Source organism: Haematobacter massiliensis (assembly GCF_000740795.1).
GTDB lineage: Bacteria > Pseudomonadota > Alphaproteobacteria > Rhodobacterales > Rhodobacteraceae > Haematobacter > Haematobacter massiliensis.
On the sequence record NZ_JGYG01000016.1, the window covers coordinates 1 to 15,334 of the forward strand.

Sequence of the window (15,334 nt, forward strand, 5' to 3'; positions counted from 1 at the left end):
TCAGCCGCCTGTAGCGGGGCAGTGCCTTCGAGCGCCATTCGGTGATCTTGCCGCCCTCGTTCTCGATCCGGGCACGAGGAACCCGCACCGTCTCAGTGCCGAATGTGCCGGTCAGCTGCCGATCGCGATGCCCTTGGCCCGCTCGTTGCCGCGGCCGTAACGGAGCCGTCCAAGAAAGTCGGCCAGTTCCTCTTCGAACATGGACTCAATGGTGGCACGGACATTTGCCCGAAGGCGATCCTCGATCGGATCATACGCCCCTGCGTCGGGCAGTAGCGAAAAGGATGAGCTGTCGGTATTCTGCTTCATGGCGTGATCTCCCTGGCGGTTGCCGCCGCCGGTTGGGTGGGTGTTGGTTCACCCGGAGATTACGCCGCCAGCCAATTTCCACCACTTCCGAGACACGACCAAGCTGCGAGGGCGAATACGGTCGCCCTCGCAGCCAACTTCACGCCTCGGCGCGGGTCTGGTGACTGGGGTTTTCTTTCGAACTCAGATCGCCCGCTCTGAATGGAGTAGAAATCGCCGCGATGAGCTCTGCGTCCTCGCCGATGCCCGCATTTGGTGTAGTCAGCAGAGTGTCGCCGTAAAAGATCGAGTTCGCACCGGCGATCAAGCACAGGATCTGTGCCTCGCGGTTCAAGCTCGAGCGCCCTGCCGACAGCCGCACAATCGAGGCGGGCATCACCAGTCTGGCAGTGGCGACCATACGGACCAGTTCCAGCGGGTCGATGGGGGCCCGTCCGGCCAGCGGCGTTCCCGCGACCGGCACCAACGCATTGATCGGCACGCTTTCCGGATGCGGCACCATCGTCGCCAGCGTCTGCAACATCGAGGCGCGATCCCGCACGCTCTCGCCCATGCCAATGATACCGCCACAGCAGAGCTCGATGCCGTAACTACGCACCGTCGCCAGCGTATCCAGTCGGTCCTGATAGGTGCGGGTGGTGATGATCTTGCCGTAGAATTCGGGGCTGGTGTCGAGGTTGTGGTTATAGGCCGTGAGGCCAACCTCTGCGAGGCGCTCGGCCTGATGGGGTTTGAGCATGCCGAGGGTGACACAGGCCTCCATCCCGAGCGCCCTGACCCCCGCCACCATCTCGACCACGGCGTCGAAATCGCGACCGTCGCGCACCTGTCGCCAAGCCGCCCCCATGCAGAAACGCTCCGCCCCGGCACTACGCGCGGTGGCGGCCATGTCGATAACTTTCGCCGGATCCATAAGACGCTCACGGGTCAGCTCCACATCGCGGTGATGCGCCGATTGCGGACAATAGGCACAGTTCTCAGGGCAACCGCCAGTCTTGATCGACAGCAGGCTGGCCTTCTGCAGGCGGTTCGGGTCGTGGTGCGCGCGATGCGCGGCATTCGCCATCCCGACAAGCTCGAGCAGGGGCAGCTCATGCAGTGCAAGGATTTCATCGGTTTTCCAGTCGTGGCGCAGCGCACTGCTTGCGGATGTATCCAGCCTCACTTGAGCCCCCGCAGTCGCGCCATCCCCTGAGCCGCAAGCCCTACAACAGCGATCTTGGCGAGATCTCCGGCGAGGAAGGGCAGGACTCCGACGGCCATAAGCTGCTCCGATGGCACAAAGGCCGACAGCCAGATCAGGCCAAACCCGTAGACCACGCCAAGCCCGGTCAGCATCGCAAATGTCTGGCCAAGCCAACCCCGTCCCACAGCTAGCCATCCGGTTACGCCCGAGGCGAGCAGATAGCCGACAAGGTAGCCGCCGGTTGGACCGGCAATATAGGTCAGACCCAGACCGCGCGCAGGCGAGCCCGCGAATACCGGCAAGCCGGCGGCACCCGCCGCGAAATATACGGCGAAGATAGCCACTGCCATGCGCGGGCCGAGCAGGAGGGCAAAGGCCATGACCGCCATCGTGTGCAATGTCATCGGGACCGGCCAGAACGGGATTTGCACCTTGGCAGAAATCGTCATCAACGTGACGCCCGCAATGCCGATGGCCAGCGGGCGAAATACGCGGGCCAGGGGCGTTACAGTGCCAGAATACGGTGTGATTGTGGGCATTGGACCCTCCAAATTATCTATAATATGACGAATCCGTCGTTGCATAGGCACATGGATGGGGGTCTTCTGCAAGACCCCTCGCACTATTATAGATAATTATCGGAGCAGCTATCGCCCCCTTGGCCCCGTCCACTGCACATGGCGCGCAAGTATGGCGCAAGCGTTCATGGTGTCGCCAGCGCGAAGAGCGGCCAGGATAGCGCGGTGATCGCGATCGGTTGGGGCTTCCCATTCTGCCCGCCAGCCCGAAAACAGAAAGCGCGCGCTGGCGGCATGCAGATCATCAATACTGCGCATCAGGCGCGGCATATCGCAGGGCTCGAGGATCAGCCGATGAAAGCGCCGGTTGGCTTCCTCCCAACTCTGCACATCTGGGGCGTGGTCACCAACCCGCGTTGCTTCCTCAGCTTTATCAAGAATTGCCTTGGTCAGATTGGGCGCAGCATTGCGGAGCGCCATTGTCTCAAGTGCCGCGCGCATTCCAGCGACCTCTCTGACCTCCTTGGGGCTGAAGCCGGCAACCCGCACGCCACGACGCGGCTCGCTGATGGCAAGTCCCTGCGCCTCCAGGCGACGAAACGCCTCTCGCACAGGGACATGGCTGGCGCCAAATTCTGTGGCGATGTGATCCTGACGCAGTTTGTCGCCGGCACAAAGCGTGCCTGCAATAATCCGATCTGCAAGGATGCGGCTGATTTTGTCAGCCAAGGTTTCTTTGGTACTATCCGTCATTAATTATAGATAAAATGAGATTCTCACTTTGTCGATGGTCTTCACAAGGCAGAATCGTCTAGGCCGCCAGATCGGTAGGCAGCGCCCCCATTCCACCTTGCTGTCGGACAACATGAGCCGCGCTCCTGGGATCGGCCAGGGCAACGAGGCCCCTGTCCAATAGGATTTTGGCCCGCTTCCTCAGCGACACGCGCCAGTTCCTTCAGCGCCGAGAATGCCCGCACCACCCCGGCGACGGAGTTCCGATCGGTGATGGTGATGGCCGCAAAGCCAAGCTCGGCCGCGCGCTTCACCAGTTCCTCGGGATGCGAGGCACCACGCAGGAAGGTGAAGTTCGAGGTGACGCAAAGCTCGGCGTGAGGAATCACAGGAACACCCCCTGCGCATACCAGTTCCGAGATCCGGATTGTGGGGTGCGGAACAGCCAGAGCCGCGGCCCCTCATTGGTCTCTATCCGCCAATAGTCCCGCACACCGCTGCGCCATGCCGGATCATCGAACCACCATTCCGGGGTGATCTGCTCGGGGCCATGCGCCCGAAGGGTGGTGAAACCCATCCGGCGCCAGCTGAAGCGGGCGGGAGGGCTGCCAGAGACCTGGGCCAGAGCTTCCGCCGGGAAGAGGGTGATGGGACGGCGGGGGCGGCGTTTCGGGGGAAACGCTTCCGATGCCGTATAGGCAGCAGGGACGGTCAGGAAGCTGCGTTCTGGAATGCGACTGCTGGCGGGCAGAAAACGCTGCACCGCATCGAAACCCAGCCGGTTGCCGATCCGCGAGATCAGGTCGGAAAGCTCATCCTCCGCACGCGCCTGCGCGTTGCCGATCTGCTCGGGAGCCAGCGGTTCGGTCACCGTGGCGGAGAGGCGCAGCCCGTCGATCCCGAAGCCGGAATCCACCTTATCCCCCCCCTTGAGGAACAAGGCCGAGATCCGAGCCGGGTCCCGCATTGCGCGGGCTATACCGACGTTAACCAGGGCAGCCGAACGATCTACGCGTGCAGTTCCAGCCGGACAGCCCGGGCCCCCATCTGGGCCGATGTCAGCTTGTCGCAAAGCCGGATCAGAAGACGGTCCAGCACCCCCATCACATCGGCCGTGAGCCCGATCGGCTCGGGCAAGGTCATCCGCACCCCGAAATGCGGCGCATCCGCTTCGGCTGCGACAGGCTCGGCCTGGGTCCCAAGCGCCTGATCGAGACGGCGAAGAAGTTCAGCGCCGAACCGGCGCGCCAGTGGTGCCCGGGGCACAGCGGTCAGGTCGGCGATCTTGTGCAGTCCGAGGCGGGTCAGACCGTCGGCGACCGGAGCTTCAATCCGCAGCGCGCTCACTGGCGTCGGGCCCAGCCGAGAGAGCAACCCGCCTTCCGGGATCACCCCGCCACCACGGCGAGCAAGTGCCCAGGCTCCGCCCCGGGTCTCGGCAATGGCGCTTTTCGATGAGACCCCTGCCCTTTCGAGACGAGCCTCAAGATCGGCCAGAAGCACGACCTCGCCACCGAAGAGATGCGGCCCGCCCGAAACATCGACGATCAACCCATCCGTTCCGTCTTTCGCGGCATGAGGCCCGTAACGGCTGGCCCACCTCCGCAGGCCTTCAAGCGCCCTGCCCTCCCGGATCAGATCGGCGGGCCGCGTGGAGAGCGAGGGCACACCGCACGCGCATCGGTCAGCGGCATGCCAGGGTGGAGCCCGACGGCGCTTGCGGTGCTGTTGAGGCAATGCAGATGTTCCGCGTTCGACGCCCGGAGCGTCAACGCGAAAGGCCCCTCAACGGGGCGGACCCTCAGGCTGATGTCGCTCGCCAGCCTGGGGAACCAGATGGACAGCAGCCGTCGTGCCATTCCAACTCACATCATAGATTCCGATTGTTCCTCTTTTGTTCTTATTAAGGATCCAGCGATGACGAGTCGAGTCCAGAGGCGAGGGTAGCGGATCACATTTCCAGCGGGTCTCGGCGGCACTGCTTCCCCTGCCCTCCTGGATCAGCATCAGGCCAGTGGTGCCTCCGGCCTCGGCTGCCAGCTGGAGCCGCCTGCCCGCGGTCAGTGAGATTGGTTTCTCTGGAGCGGCGATCACCAAAGATACTGGCCGCGCCCGTAGCGCTTCTTCGACCGTCCAGAGCAGATCGGTCTCGCCCCTCGCCTCGATGAAGTGCAACCGCTCGGCAACACCGTCTGGCAGGGATCCCGGCATCGGCCGGTCGCGATCATGCGCCAGCACGATCCAGAAGACCGGCCCTGGCAATCTCGTGGTCTGGAACAGCGCAAAGCCGGTTCGGCCCCGGCCCTCGACTTCGTGGACGCGGCCCTTCACCAGGTGAAGCAAATCATCACTTCCAGCCTGCAGACGGTCACGCAGGTTCCGCACGTGTGCCCTCGGCGGCTATTTCGAGAAGACCATTGGCCAGCGGCCGTTGAAGCTTCAAAGCCTCGCTCGTATCCGCGGTCAGCCAGCAGCGCCATTCATCCGGGCGCGTGAGGATCACCGGCATGGCTTTGGGATGCACTGGTCGAACTGCTTCATTTGGCTCACAGGTCAGAAAGCCGAAGAGGTCAGTTGTCACCTCTCCCTCCTTCAGCTTTCTGACCGAAGTCAACTCGGTGTGGATGCCAGCGAAGAAGGCGATCGGGCGGTCCTTGCCGAGGGCAAACCAGACCGGGTTGTTGCGAGGTGCGCCGGGTCGGGCGTCGAGTTCGGAAAAGCTGGTGAATGGAACGAGACAGCGATGTTCCACGCCAAGCCATCTGCGCCAATGGGGTGAGCTGACATTGCGGATATTTGTGACGCCGGGGTCTGTGCGCTTGCCGGCCAGACAGACGGGTGGCGTCGGCATCCCCCATCGGGCCGTGGTCAAAGTCCAATCCCGTCCTTCACCGCGGGGAATGATCGGCGCGGCATAGTCGGGGAAGATGCCGGATGCAGGCGCGAGATTGCCTGCGGTATCGATCAGATCCTCACCGTCTTCGAGCACGCCCCGAAAGACCTGACGCATCGCGTCCTGGCTTTTGGTCTGAGCGTAAAGATTGCACATCACTCCACCTCGCAGCGTTTCCGCATGAGAACAATCAACGAACCTATCCGATTCCTCACGAACGGTCTATCCTGCTGTTTCAGGGCCACCCGATCACAGTCAGGGATCACGCCCGCAGGACGGATCTCACATAAGCATCAGGGTTGAGGATGGTTCCGATCTGCTTTGCCATGCGGTTTTCAAGCCTGAGAAGTTCCCAAAGCCCGAGCTTGCTTGCAGCGCTGGCGAGGATCTCCTGGCTTACTCTCAGCATGCTTCCGAATTCGAAAGCGATGCGTTTGGCCTCTTGGGCGCTTGTTGGCTCTTCATAGAAAGCGCTGACCTCGGTCAGGGCTCTCCAACTTGGAAGGTCATCGACTTCTCGCTTTCTTTTTTTTGTATCTGAGTCTTGCTCTATGTGGCGGACATTCTGTCCGTCAGAGGCGGGCTTTTGTTCGGTTGGCGGCAGGCCGCAAGTTTTTGCGGTGAGGGCCTGAAAGGCTTGGAGAACCGCTTGGTCTGGAGCGCGGTCCGTGGTGGTCTCCGCGCAGGATTTAGCATCAGCGGCTTCCGCTTTGGAGTGCAGGCGCTGCTCAACCTCTTCAACTTCGTATTGGACGACTGCTTGTGGGGCTGCATGTGACGAGAGGACAGCGGTCAGTTGCGAGAGAGCTGCCCGAGCCTCCACGAGTGTCAGTGAGGTACGCCGCACGAGGTTGCGTAGTCCGTCGATGAAGGTGGCGACAGTGTCGCTCAAGTGGAGTTCGGCGCAGGCCGCGCGAAGTCTGAGGATCTGGGCCCGCAGCCCGCGCAATTCGTCTGCCTCCTCGCGGCGGCGCAGGGCAAGGGCGAGCAACTCGTCGGACTGCGCGAAGAGGGGCGATAGGTCTAGCCCGAAGGCGCCGATCGGTTTGCCGTGCTGCATCACAGGGAAGCGCTTACCATTTGCACTGTCACGGCGCCGGATCAAGCCGGCGGCTTCGAGTGTCTCCAGATGCCGCCGCAACTGGCGGTCGGTGAGGCCCTTGGCGCGGAAGCACAGGGTTTCGTTGCTGGCATAGACCGTGAGCAGGGTGGTCGGAGAAACTGGCATTTCTCGGCCATCTGCGCTCTTGCAGGGAAGACAGCTCAACAGAGCGTCCAAGACAATGACCGCGCCTTGCCGGATGCCGAGATCGCGGCTGCATGTGTTGACCGCGGCCATGATGTCACGACGAGAGATAGGTCGGAATGCTGGCTGCAGGGTGATCGAGCCCATGCCGGGGAGCGAGTGCTCCGCAGATTTGGCACAGTTCGCCTGCGCCCCGGCCGCAAGGACCGTGGATGTGATGTGCTTCATAATGATCAGCAGACAAAACTATCCCGTTCGCTCGGAAGCGTTGCTCTTGATTCGTGATTCGGGGGCTGCTAGATTCAGGGTGTCTAATCGAGAATGCGCTTCGGCGCGGCAGCCTCCGGAGCTTCACAGCTTCGGGGGTTTTGTTTTGTTAGCCTTTCCTCCTTTCTGCTCTGCCTCGTTTGGTTATTCGTCGTCCTGCGGAGAACTTGATCTGAACTCCGCGTAGGATTGTTTGATGAAATCCTGAAGCCGGGTGTCCAGCCAGGAAGCGAACTCGGCAGTTGCTCCGCTTCGCTTTACGGTTAGCGTCACCGAGCTGCGTCCAGAACGGATCGTGACGCCGTCGACTGGGGTGCTCTCGGCGATGTCGTCATGTCGTGCACCGCGCTTTGTCGCCTCGCGAATGAGATGGTCCAAGCGCTCGTCGGAGGTCAGGCGTTCATTTGCGGTCCTCAGGATTCGATCAGCCGTCTTCTCGGTCAGCTTCCCAGCGATGAAGAGTTCTGCCAGCGCAGTCCATTTTGGTCGTCCGGACCTCTGTGCGGCACCAATGAGCGAACCGACGTCTGCAGGTACGGCCTGGGTGACTTTTGTTAGGTGGGAAAGACCTGCGGAGGACAGGTTAAGCACCGCCTTCGCTGTTGTTGGTTGATGGCCGGCATCGAGGATCGCTTGGGCGAACCGGGCCCGCTCATAGAAGGATAGGTTCCTTCGGGCAGCGTTCTCGAGGCCCTTAGCTATGAGCGCTGTAGCGTCATCCAGATCTTGGACGTTGGCTCTGACTTTAATGCCCAGATCACGACACGCGGCGAGCCGGCGTCGTCCGTAAATGACCTCGTAGCGACCTTCTGCCTTCGCCCGACGGATCAGTATTGGCACCTGCTGTCCCTGATCCCGGATGCTGTTCGTAAGGCTCTCGAGGCCGTCATTCGCTTCATCATCGTTTACAGCTGTAAACGGTGTAAGCCGGTCAACAGGTCCCCAGTCGTCGATCAAATTAGGTTCAATCTCGCGAATTGCGGCGAGAGATCCCTGCAGGGCGCCGAGTGCAGGCGCGGTGATCTTGGTCGACCGCTCGGATGGCGAGGTGGTGGAGCGCGCGATCGTACTGGCGATGCCTGTCATCCCGCTGAGTGATTTGCGAGCCATTACTTACGCCCCCAGGTTTGCCGGACCATCGTCTCGATCTCGCGGCCGATAGCGTCCATCGAGCCCCGAGCCCTGTCATATGTTGCCCTGGTCATATCTGAGCGAACTACCTCATAGAGAGACTGTTTGAGCATGGTCGCGTCACTGATTGCCGTGCTCTTGAGAGCGGTGGCTGACATGACGCGATCCTGAAACAGGGCCCGCATGAACGAGGTGATCTGCTGAGATGGGATGTCCGTGGGTTCATCGCGGGTGATGAGAAGCTTAAAGTGATCGTAGTTGAGCTCCGCGCCGGCATCTTCGATGACGCCCATGTAAGCACCTGCCAGTTCAAGGAACTGCGCAGTGGACGAAACGTCCAACATCGATGGGGTCATCGGGACAATTATCGAGGTCGCGGCGGCCATACCGGAAATCGTCAGGAAGCCAAGTTGCGGAGGGCTATCCATCAGGACCAGGTCGTAGTCAGCCTCGACCTGGGCGAGTGCATCGCGGATCCGGAAGTAAAAAGGCCTTTCGGGGTTGGAATGAACCGCGGATTCCGTCTCGAACTCTGACAGGACAAGCCGGGAAGGGGCGATCGCGAGCCCGGGGAAATAGGTTTGCACGATCACGTCTGCCATCGGCGAAGGGTTTTCATATTTGATCGCATCATAAATCGTGAGCCCATCGAACTCGATCTCGGGGCTGATACCACACATGGACGTCAGCGAGCCTTGGGGGTCGAGGTCAACGACCAGTACCCGGTAGCCTTGCAATGCGAGGTAGTGGGCAAGGTGGATCGTCGTCGTGCTTTTGCTCGACCCTCCCTTGAAGTTCATCAGCTGCCAGACTTGAAGCTTTTCGCCCTCCATCCGGCGTGGCAAGTAGTGACCCTTCTTCCGGGAGGTTCGCTCAAGAATCTCGCGCGCCTGCAGTATCTCCTGACCGGAGTAGTAGCGGCGTCCTCCACGGTTGGTTGCGGGTTCTGGCAGAACGCCGTCTGCATGAACTTTCCGCATGAACTGCCCGGAAACATCCAGCAGTTCCGCAACCTCTGGGGCCGAGAACTCGCGAAGTGTCTTGGTGTTGTCTGGAGCGAACGCAGCAAGGAGATGCTCCCTGATCGCGGCGTTCAGTCGCTCAGAGATGTCAGTAGCGAGTGCTGACGGGCGATCCGCGGATAGCGGTGTCACGGGAATCATCTGGTTGCCTCAAATCCGAAAATGTGGCCTTTTTCACGCCACTTGATGACAATGGCGGTGATTCACGGACTTATGTCAAGAGTTTCCTGCATATAGTGTCTATGCTGGCGCACAGAGACTAGATGCATGGCGAGGCTGCCCGAACATTTTACAGTTGTAAACGGTCGCCGCAGATTGCTGAGCTTCTAGGCATGGCTGCCGTCCTGCTGGGGTATGTCAGGAAGGCAAACAAGAGTAAGCGAATCTCCTTAAACCCGCCGCCTTGGACGTGGCCTCTCGACGTTTCTGGCCGCTGCCGAGGCCCCGCTTACCGTACCTGAAGGCTCCGGTGCTCCTTTGGGGCAAGTTGTCTCGGTCTCGAAGGTTTCTGCCAACCCAGATCAGCCCAGAAAGAAATTCGACAGCGAGTCACTGGCTCAACTAGCGGAATCAATCCGGCAGAAGGGAGTGATTCAGCCACTGGTAGGAAGACAGCTACATCAAACTGGTGGCTACCAGATTGATGCAGGAGAGCGCCGTTGGCGTGCGGCCCAATTAGCCGGCCTTTCGGTGGTGCCGGTGGTCGTCAGAGACTTCGACGATGATGAAGTGCTTCAAGTGGCGCTGATAGAAAACATTCAACGGGCAAAATTGAGTCCTCTAGAAGAGGCCGAGGCGTATCGACTGCTGATCTACCGATTTGGGCATACTCAAGAGCAGCTCGCAGATGCGATATCCAAGAGCAGGAGCCATATCGCCAATCTTCTCCGCTTGCTGTCGCTGTCTGAGCCAGTGCTAGAGATGTGTTGCGTGACAAGCGGCTGCCGAGGGGGCAGGCATGTGCGCTGATAACGTCGAAGCTGCCCATTGAGCTCGCACAGTAGGTAGTGGAACAAGGTCTATCGGTTGGCGAGGTTGAGCTTCTCGTCAAGCGCGAGGATCTGCGTCCAGTCGTGAAGCAAAACGTCGGCGGGCAAGTTCAAAATATCAGCCCTGAGCTGCTGCATCGTGTATCGATTGCCATGGGTATGCCTGTCGGCATCTCCCTGACGCGCGGTGGACGGAGAGGAAAACTTGTCGCAAGCTTTGACAGCACCGCTGATGTCGAGCGACTCTGCGAATTGCTCGAGCGTGCAGGGTCTCTGGAGCCGTAGTCGCATCCCGGACGTTTAGTTATAGACCTGCTGCTTTGGTCAGGTTCACCCTGAACCTATCGCGGCGGCGCTGATACCTGCGGGTCATCTCGGCGCTGGCGTGGCCGAGCTGCTTCTGGACATGACGCTCGTCGACCTCGGCTGAGGAGGCGAGACCGGCGCGAAGGCTGTGGCCGGAGAAGAGGGCAGGGCGGTCCTTCTCGGGCAGATCGCCCCGCAGTCCCGCTGTTTGAGCGGCCCGCTTGACCAGCCTTGCGACCTCGCGGTCATTAAGGCGGAACGCGCCGGGTTCCTTTCCGCCGCCGGTGACACGACGGAACAGTGGTCCCTGGCTGATACGCGCGAACTTCAGCCAGTCCTCCAGCGCCTTGACCGGGCAGGTTGCGGGTGACGACCCGCGACCGATCTCGACCTCGCGCCAGCCGGTTTTGCCGCGCAGAGTGACGAGCAACCCGCCGGGCAGAACCTCGATCCAGCCGCGCCCGTCCTCGGTCTGATCCCGGCCCGCGTCCAGCCCGGTGATCTCGGACCGTCGCAATCCCCCGGCAAAGCCGATCAGCAACATGGCCCGGTCCCGCAGGCCCCGCAGGGTGCCCCGATCGCAGGTTTCCAGCATGGCCAAAAGATCCTCGGGCAGGATCGCCTCCTTCTGGCGCGGCGGGGCGGCATGGCTGTTGCGGATGCCGGCAAGGACCGTCGCGATATGACGGTCGCGCCGGTCAAGGTTCAGGCCCCGTTGGGTGTAGGCCCAGACCAGCGCCGAAAGGCGGCGCTCGATGGTCGAGACCGCGTTCTTGCGTCCGCCAACCGATTTCGCGCCGGAAGCGCAGGCGGTGATATAGAGGCCGACGACCTGCGGGTTTGGCGTCAGCGCGTCCAACCCCTCGCGCCGGCCCCATCCGGCGAAATGCTTCCAGTCGGCAGCATAGGCCTTGCGGGTGTTGGCCGAACTTGCGGCCGCAGCATAGCCGCGCGCCCGCTCAGTGAGATCTCGCAGGGCAGGGGGCTGGTGGTCGAGCTGGGCAGGGGAGGGGGCGCCCCTCTTCGCGTCTTCCAGATCGGATGCCTCATCTGTCATGGCCATCTCCTTGGGCGGCACGCGCCGGCGTGTGCGCGCTGAGGCGCGATGCCGCCGGAAAAGCGCAGACAGAAGCTCGCGTTCTGCACGGCCTCGCTGGCGCGTCTTGGGTGGGATTTCGGGGCATTTTCTGGGTCCTGGAGCGCATTTCGCTATAGAAGAACATAATGACCGATAATGCAAACTTATTGGACATTGTGGAGCCGACAAAGCTGCGGCGCTATAGGTGCATTTCTCTGGCAGAAAGCGCCGTCACAATATAAGCTGCCGACATGGGAAAACCGCGCGCCGAGCCTTTGGAAACCTTGCCGATGCTGCCCCCGCTGCCGGGCTGGATCGTCTCTGCGCCGTCCGAGCCGCCGGAGGCTGCGGCCTTCCGGTCCGGGGCCGCGCTGGCGCATCTGGGTCAGGCAATGGCGTCGGGGGATGTGCCTCTGGCGCTGTGGCGCGATCGTCTGGCCCTGACGGCGGCCGAGAACTGCGCTGCGATGGCGGGGCGAAGGGAAGGGCAGGGCGCCTTGCGCGATGCCCTGCACCTGACGGGACCGGGCGACGACCCCGGCCCGGCGGGGCGGATCGCACGGCAGTGGTCACGCGCGGCGGCGCGGCCGGTTTCGGTCGCGCATCTGGTCAATACGCTGGACGGAGTAACGGCAGAGCGGATCGCGCTTTGCCTTGATGCCACCGGACCGACCCCAGTGGACCGCGCGGCGCAGGTCGTCGAGGCGGTGCTGACCGATAGTCCGCGAGCCGAGGCCGCCGCCCTGATCCTGTCCGATGCCGCGTTGGCAAAAGCGTTGGGGGCAACGCATGTGCTGCCGCTTCTGGCGCTGACGCTCAAGCCCCGCGATATACGCTTGCGGGGCGATGATCTGCGGCTGGCCTGTCACCGCGCCGTTGTCTCTGCCGTTCGGCAGGCGCTGCCGCTGGCCGGCGATCTGGCCCGTGCGGCGGCCCGCCTTCGGGCAGTGGCCCCGAAGCTGCGCGCCAAGGCGGCGGGCCGGGCGGTCGATCTGTTCCTGTCGCGCGATGCGCTGGTGCCGGGGGCATTGGCCTTCATGTCGGATCGGGCCGCGCGACGGCTCTGCGACCGACTGGTGGCGCTCGGCGCCGTGCGCGAACTGACAGGGCGGGACACGTTCCGACTTTACGGGGTCTGAGCATGGGGCGGCGCGAGGACACAGAACTTGACCGCGAATTGGCCGTTCTTCCCCCTGAGCTGCGCTGGCGGGAATGGATGCGTCGGATCGAGGCGGTGCTGTTCGCAAGCACGACCCCGGTGGCGCGCGAGGATCTGGCGCGGGTCGTGGGGCAGGGGGCCTCAGTCGATCTGTTGATCGAGGATCTGGCAGTGGATCTGGAAGGCCGACCCTATGAGGTGGCACAGGTGGGAAAGGCGTGGATGCTGCGCACGCGCGCGGCCTATGCCCCAGCGATCCGCGCCGCGGCGGATGTGGACGGCCAAGCGCTGAACCTGTCGGAATACGATCTGGCCGTGCTGGCGGCGATTGCGTATCACCAGCCGATCAGCCGCGACGGGTTGAAGGACATCTTCGGAAAAGAGATCAGCCGTGACCTGATCGGCCGACTTGCCGAGCGGGACCTGATCGGCACCGGCCCTCGCGAACCCCGCCGTGGCGCGCCTCATACCTTCGTCACCACCGAGGCGTTCTTGGCTGCCTTCGGGATGGAGTCCTTGCGCGACCTGCCAGACCCCGAGCAATTGGACGATGCAGGCCTGGCAGGCCCATCGGGGGCCATGGAAGGTTAGGCGACCGGCCAGGCTTCAGCAGGGAATCAGCGACTTTGGTGAAGCCGGATTGCTGCCCGCAGCAAGGCGGCCAGATCAGGCTCTCTGGAGGAGGAGGCCGGCCCCGGCCCGGCAGTTTCGCCAAGCCGATCTCTGAGCGTCCCGACCAACCCCTTGTGGTTTTCGGAGGCGCGGGCCAGCCCGAGCCAGAAGGTCAGCGGGCCGCGTTCTGTGGGGTCTCTTACCTCGATCTGCCGCTCTGACAACCGCTGGAAGAAATTGTAGCGAACCCGATGCGACAAGAATGGGACCGTTGATGTCGCCGTTCTGACGGGCACTGGGTGTTTCATAAGCTGCACGGCAAGAGACTTCCGGTCGTCCTGCGCGCGCTCAGCGGAATCAAGGCGCAGCAGATCGTCGATCAGCCGCTCGAGGCGCCGGGCGCCCGTGCTCGCCGGGCCAGTCGGTTTTGCGAGAGGGGCGTCGCAGAAGGCGCAGTACTGTTGTGGCACGAGGCGAGCCTGACGAAATGGCGCAAGGCTCTGCCCACAAGACGGGCAACGGTCGCGCAAGCGGCAGCCATGGCGAAAGCAGGACACGCGGGTTGCCAAGGTCCAGCTCCGCCGGAAATAGGGCACCTCGTCTTCCCCCAGGCAGGAGGGACAGAACTGCAACCAACAGGACTGCGCCGTCGATGTCCCTGCATCTTGCGGCCGGGTCCGCAGCCGCAAGCGCAGGGTCGAGAGTGGACTGTTGGCCAGACAAAGACCGTCGATCTCGTCGGGGCAGATCGCCGTATGGTCGAGCAGCAAGCGACGAACAGAATCCGGCAGATGCCGGTCAAGTTGCGCCGACCATGTCTCGCCGGCCACCCCGAGCACCGCTCCAAAATAGCGCGGCGGCACACCATTGGCATGTGCAAGCCGATGCAGCCAGCTTGACAAAAGCTCCCCAGAAGCTGGCCGGACGTCCACCGGCCAGCGATGCCCCGCGGCCACTCTATAGCGGCGGGCCGGGGAGACGGTGATCCTCTGCGCACTGCTGGTCATGTCATTGAATGGCGCAAGGCCGAGTTCCGTCGCCGTGACAGCGGTACATAGCCGAGGGCCATGACGGTGCTGGACGTGATCCTTTCCTCACCGCTCTCAACAGCTGCCACCGCCGTCCGGGTGACGATGTCGACCACCTCGCCAATCAGCCCTTCCGACAGATCATGGATCATTTTGGCCAGGGGAGGTCGTGAGAGGTTTGAGGCATGCGCAAGCGGCATGCTGGCCTCGAGACTGTCGAGAAGCGTGGCGAAGTCTTCGTCGAATCCCCACCGTGACACTGCGACCGTATCGAACCGCGAGCCCATTTCTTCAGTGTCGTGCAATGCATCATAGACAGCGATTTCGCCGACAAGCACGGGCGAGATGTCATGCACGCGTGCGATCCGCCGCAGGAACGAGAAGATTGCCTTCACATCCTGTCGGCGTCCGCGCAGAACACTGTGGAATTCGTCGAAGATGAGCAGGCGCGGCTTGACGCTGTCGAGAAGATGATCGACCTGTTCGCTGGCGCGGGACAGGCTACGCCAGCCGGCAGCTTGCGGGGCGCGCAGTCCGGACAGAATGCTGGCGTAGAAATGCGACAGGCCTGCCCCCTCCCGGGTCTGGATCACCCAGACCCTTTGCCGGTCGGCACGGCGCAGATGTTCGACGGCGAAGCGTTCGGCGATCATGGTCTTGCCGTTGTGATAGGGACCAGCAATCAACAAGCCGCGTGGACGGAGTGATGGCGGGCGTTCCAACAGCTGCCGCATCGCATCATGTGCCGCAGAGGCACCGGGATGGCCTATCCAGCGTGGCGCCCGAATATGAGCAATGCGGGTGGCAGCATCCGCATCGAGCAACGCTGAGGTTGATGGTAGGAGATGGTCGGCCATG

The 15,334-nt window shown here is 62.4% G+C and carries 17 protein-coding genes and 3 pseudogenes; 4 read left to right on the top strand and 16 right to left on the bottom strand.

Going from position 1 to position 15,334, the window contains the following annotated elements:
* The 12 genes and pseudogenes from CN97_RS20400 to repA all read right to left on the bottom strand — a co-directional run.
* A pseudogene (locus tag CN97_RS20400) lies at nt 1-309 on the bottom strand (transposase); the annotation flags it as partial.
* 139 nt (nt 310-448) lie between these two features.
* Nucleotides 449-1,468 (bottom strand): biotin synthase BioB, encoded by a 1,020-nt coding sequence (bioB, locus tag CN97_RS17060; protein ID WP_035714096.1) that lies wholly within the window; start codon nt 1,466-1,468, stop codon nt 449-451.
* 2 nt (nt 1,469-1,470) lie between these two features.
* Nucleotides 1,471-2,034 carry a biotin transporter BioY gene (locus CN97_RS17065; RefSeq protein WP_035714005.1) on the bottom strand — a complete coding sequence of 188 codons (564 nt, stop codon included), beginning with the start codon at nt 2,032-2,034 and terminating at the stop codon, nt 1,471-1,473.
* Between the two features lie 108 nt (nt 2,035-2,142).
* Entirely contained in the window at nt 2,143-2,766 is a 624-nt protein-coding gene (locus tag CN97_RS20405; RefSeq protein ID WP_084684238.1) for a GntR family transcriptional regulator, read from the bottom strand.
* 179 nt (nt 2,767-2,945) lie between these two features.
* Nucleotides 2,946-3,131, bottom strand: a pseudogene (locus CN97_RS20410) (PHP domain-containing protein); the annotation flags it as partial.
* Entirely contained in the window at nt 3,131-3,685 is a 555-nt protein-coding gene (locus CN97_RS21405; RefSeq protein WP_345998303.1) for a hypothetical protein, read from the bottom strand. The pseudogene CN97_RS20410 and the gene CN97_RS21405, both read right to left, overlap by 1 nt.
* A 68-nt stretch (nt 3,686-3,753) precedes the next feature.
* Nucleotides 3,754-4,296 carry a Y-family DNA polymerase gene (locus CN97_RS21410; RefSeq protein ID WP_306424947.1) on the bottom strand — a complete coding sequence of 181 codons (543 nt, stop codon included), beginning with the start codon at nt 4,294-4,296 and terminating at the stop codon, nt 3,754-3,756.
* Nucleotides 4,297-4,530: 234 nt separating this feature from the next.
* Nucleotides 4,531-5,130: an ImuA family protein gene (locus tag CN97_RS17080; protein ID WP_051911372.1), complete on the bottom strand. Its 600-nt coding sequence runs from the start codon at nt 5,128-5,130 to the stop codon at nt 4,531-4,533.
* The gene (locus tag CN97_RS17085; RefSeq protein ID WP_035714009.1) at nt 5,114-5,794 is read right to left on the bottom strand and encodes an SOS response-associated peptidase; all 681 of its coding nucleotides are present in this window, start codon (nt 5,792-5,794) and stop codon (nt 5,114-5,116) included. Before CN97_RS17085 ends, CN97_RS17080 begins: the two co-directional genes overlap by 17 nt.
* Before the next feature lie 106 nt (nt 5,795-5,900).
* On the bottom strand, nt 5,901-7,112 hold the full coding sequence (locus CN97_RS17090; RefSeq protein WP_051911374.1) for a helix-turn-helix domain-containing protein: 1,212 nt from the start codon (nt 7,110-7,112) through the stop codon (nt 5,901-5,903).
* Nucleotides 7,113-7,295: 183 nt separating this feature from the next.
* Nucleotides 7,296-8,261, bottom strand: coding sequence for a plasmid partitioning protein RepB (repB, locus tag CN97_RS17095; protein WP_035714011.1), 966 nt, complete (start codon nt 8,259-8,261; stop codon nt 7,296-7,298).
* Nucleotides 8,261-9,445: a plasmid partitioning protein RepA gene (repA, locus tag CN97_RS17100; RefSeq protein WP_035714014.1), complete on the bottom strand. Its 1,185-nt coding sequence runs from the start codon at nt 9,443-9,445 to the stop codon at nt 8,261-8,263. Before repA ends, repB begins: the two co-directional genes overlap by 1 nt.
* Nucleotides 9,446-9,781: 336 nt before the next feature.
* Between repA and CN97_RS20415 the strand changes: the two genes are divergently transcribed.
* Nucleotides 9,782-10,273, top strand: coding sequence for a ParB/RepB/Spo0J family partition protein (locus tag CN97_RS20415; protein ID WP_158212556.1), 492 nt, complete (start codon nt 9,782-9,784; stop codon nt 10,271-10,273).
* A 38-nt stretch (nt 10,274-10,311) separates the two neighbouring features.
* Entirely contained in the window at nt 10,312-10,578 is a 267-nt protein-coding gene (locus CN97_RS20800) for a hypothetical protein (protein ID WP_131389347.1), read from the top strand.
* Between the two features lie 19 nt (nt 10,579-10,597).
* On the opposite strand, the gene CN97_RS17110 is transcribed toward CN97_RS20800, so the two are convergent.
* A complete protein-coding gene (locus tag CN97_RS17110; protein ID WP_226937282.1) occupies nt 10,598-11,656 on the bottom strand; it encodes a site-specific integrase in 1,059 nt (352 codons plus the stop codon).
* Nucleotides 11,657-11,928: 272 nt separating this feature from the next.
* Between CN97_RS17110 and CN97_RS17115 the strand changes: the two genes are divergently transcribed.
* Nucleotides 11,929-12,816 carry a DUF1403 family protein gene (locus CN97_RS17115; protein ID WP_035714019.1) on the top strand — a complete coding sequence of 296 codons (888 nt, stop codon included), beginning with the start codon at nt 11,929-11,931 and terminating at the stop codon, nt 12,814-12,816.
* A gap of 2 nt (nt 12,817-12,818) precedes the next feature.
* Nucleotides 12,819-13,427, top strand: coding sequence for an SMC-Scp complex subunit ScpB (gene scpB, locus CN97_RS17120; RefSeq protein WP_035714022.1), 609 nt, complete (start codon nt 12,819-12,821; stop codon nt 13,425-13,427).
* Between the two features lie 26 nt (nt 13,428-13,453).
* On the opposite strand, the gene CN97_RS21280 is transcribed toward scpB, so the two are convergent.
* From CN97_RS21280 to CN97_RS17130, 3 genes and pseudogenes are all read right to left on the bottom strand, one after another.
* Nucleotides 13,454-13,708: a hypothetical protein gene (locus CN97_RS21280; RefSeq protein WP_248700113.1), complete on the bottom strand. Its 255-nt coding sequence runs from the start codon at nt 13,706-13,708 to the stop codon at nt 13,454-13,456.
* A gap of 279 nt (nt 13,709-13,987) precedes the next feature.
* Nucleotides 13,988-14,455 (bottom strand): annotated as a pseudogene (locus tag CN97_RS21485) (TniQ family protein); the annotation flags it as partial.
* Nucleotides 14,452-15,333: a TniB family NTP-binding protein gene (locus CN97_RS17130; RefSeq protein ID WP_035714025.1), complete on the bottom strand. Its 882-nt coding sequence runs from the start codon at nt 15,331-15,333 to the stop codon at nt 14,452-14,454. The pseudogene CN97_RS21485 and the gene CN97_RS17130, both read right to left, overlap by 4 nt.
* Nucleotide 15,334 lies beyond the last annotated feature (1 nt).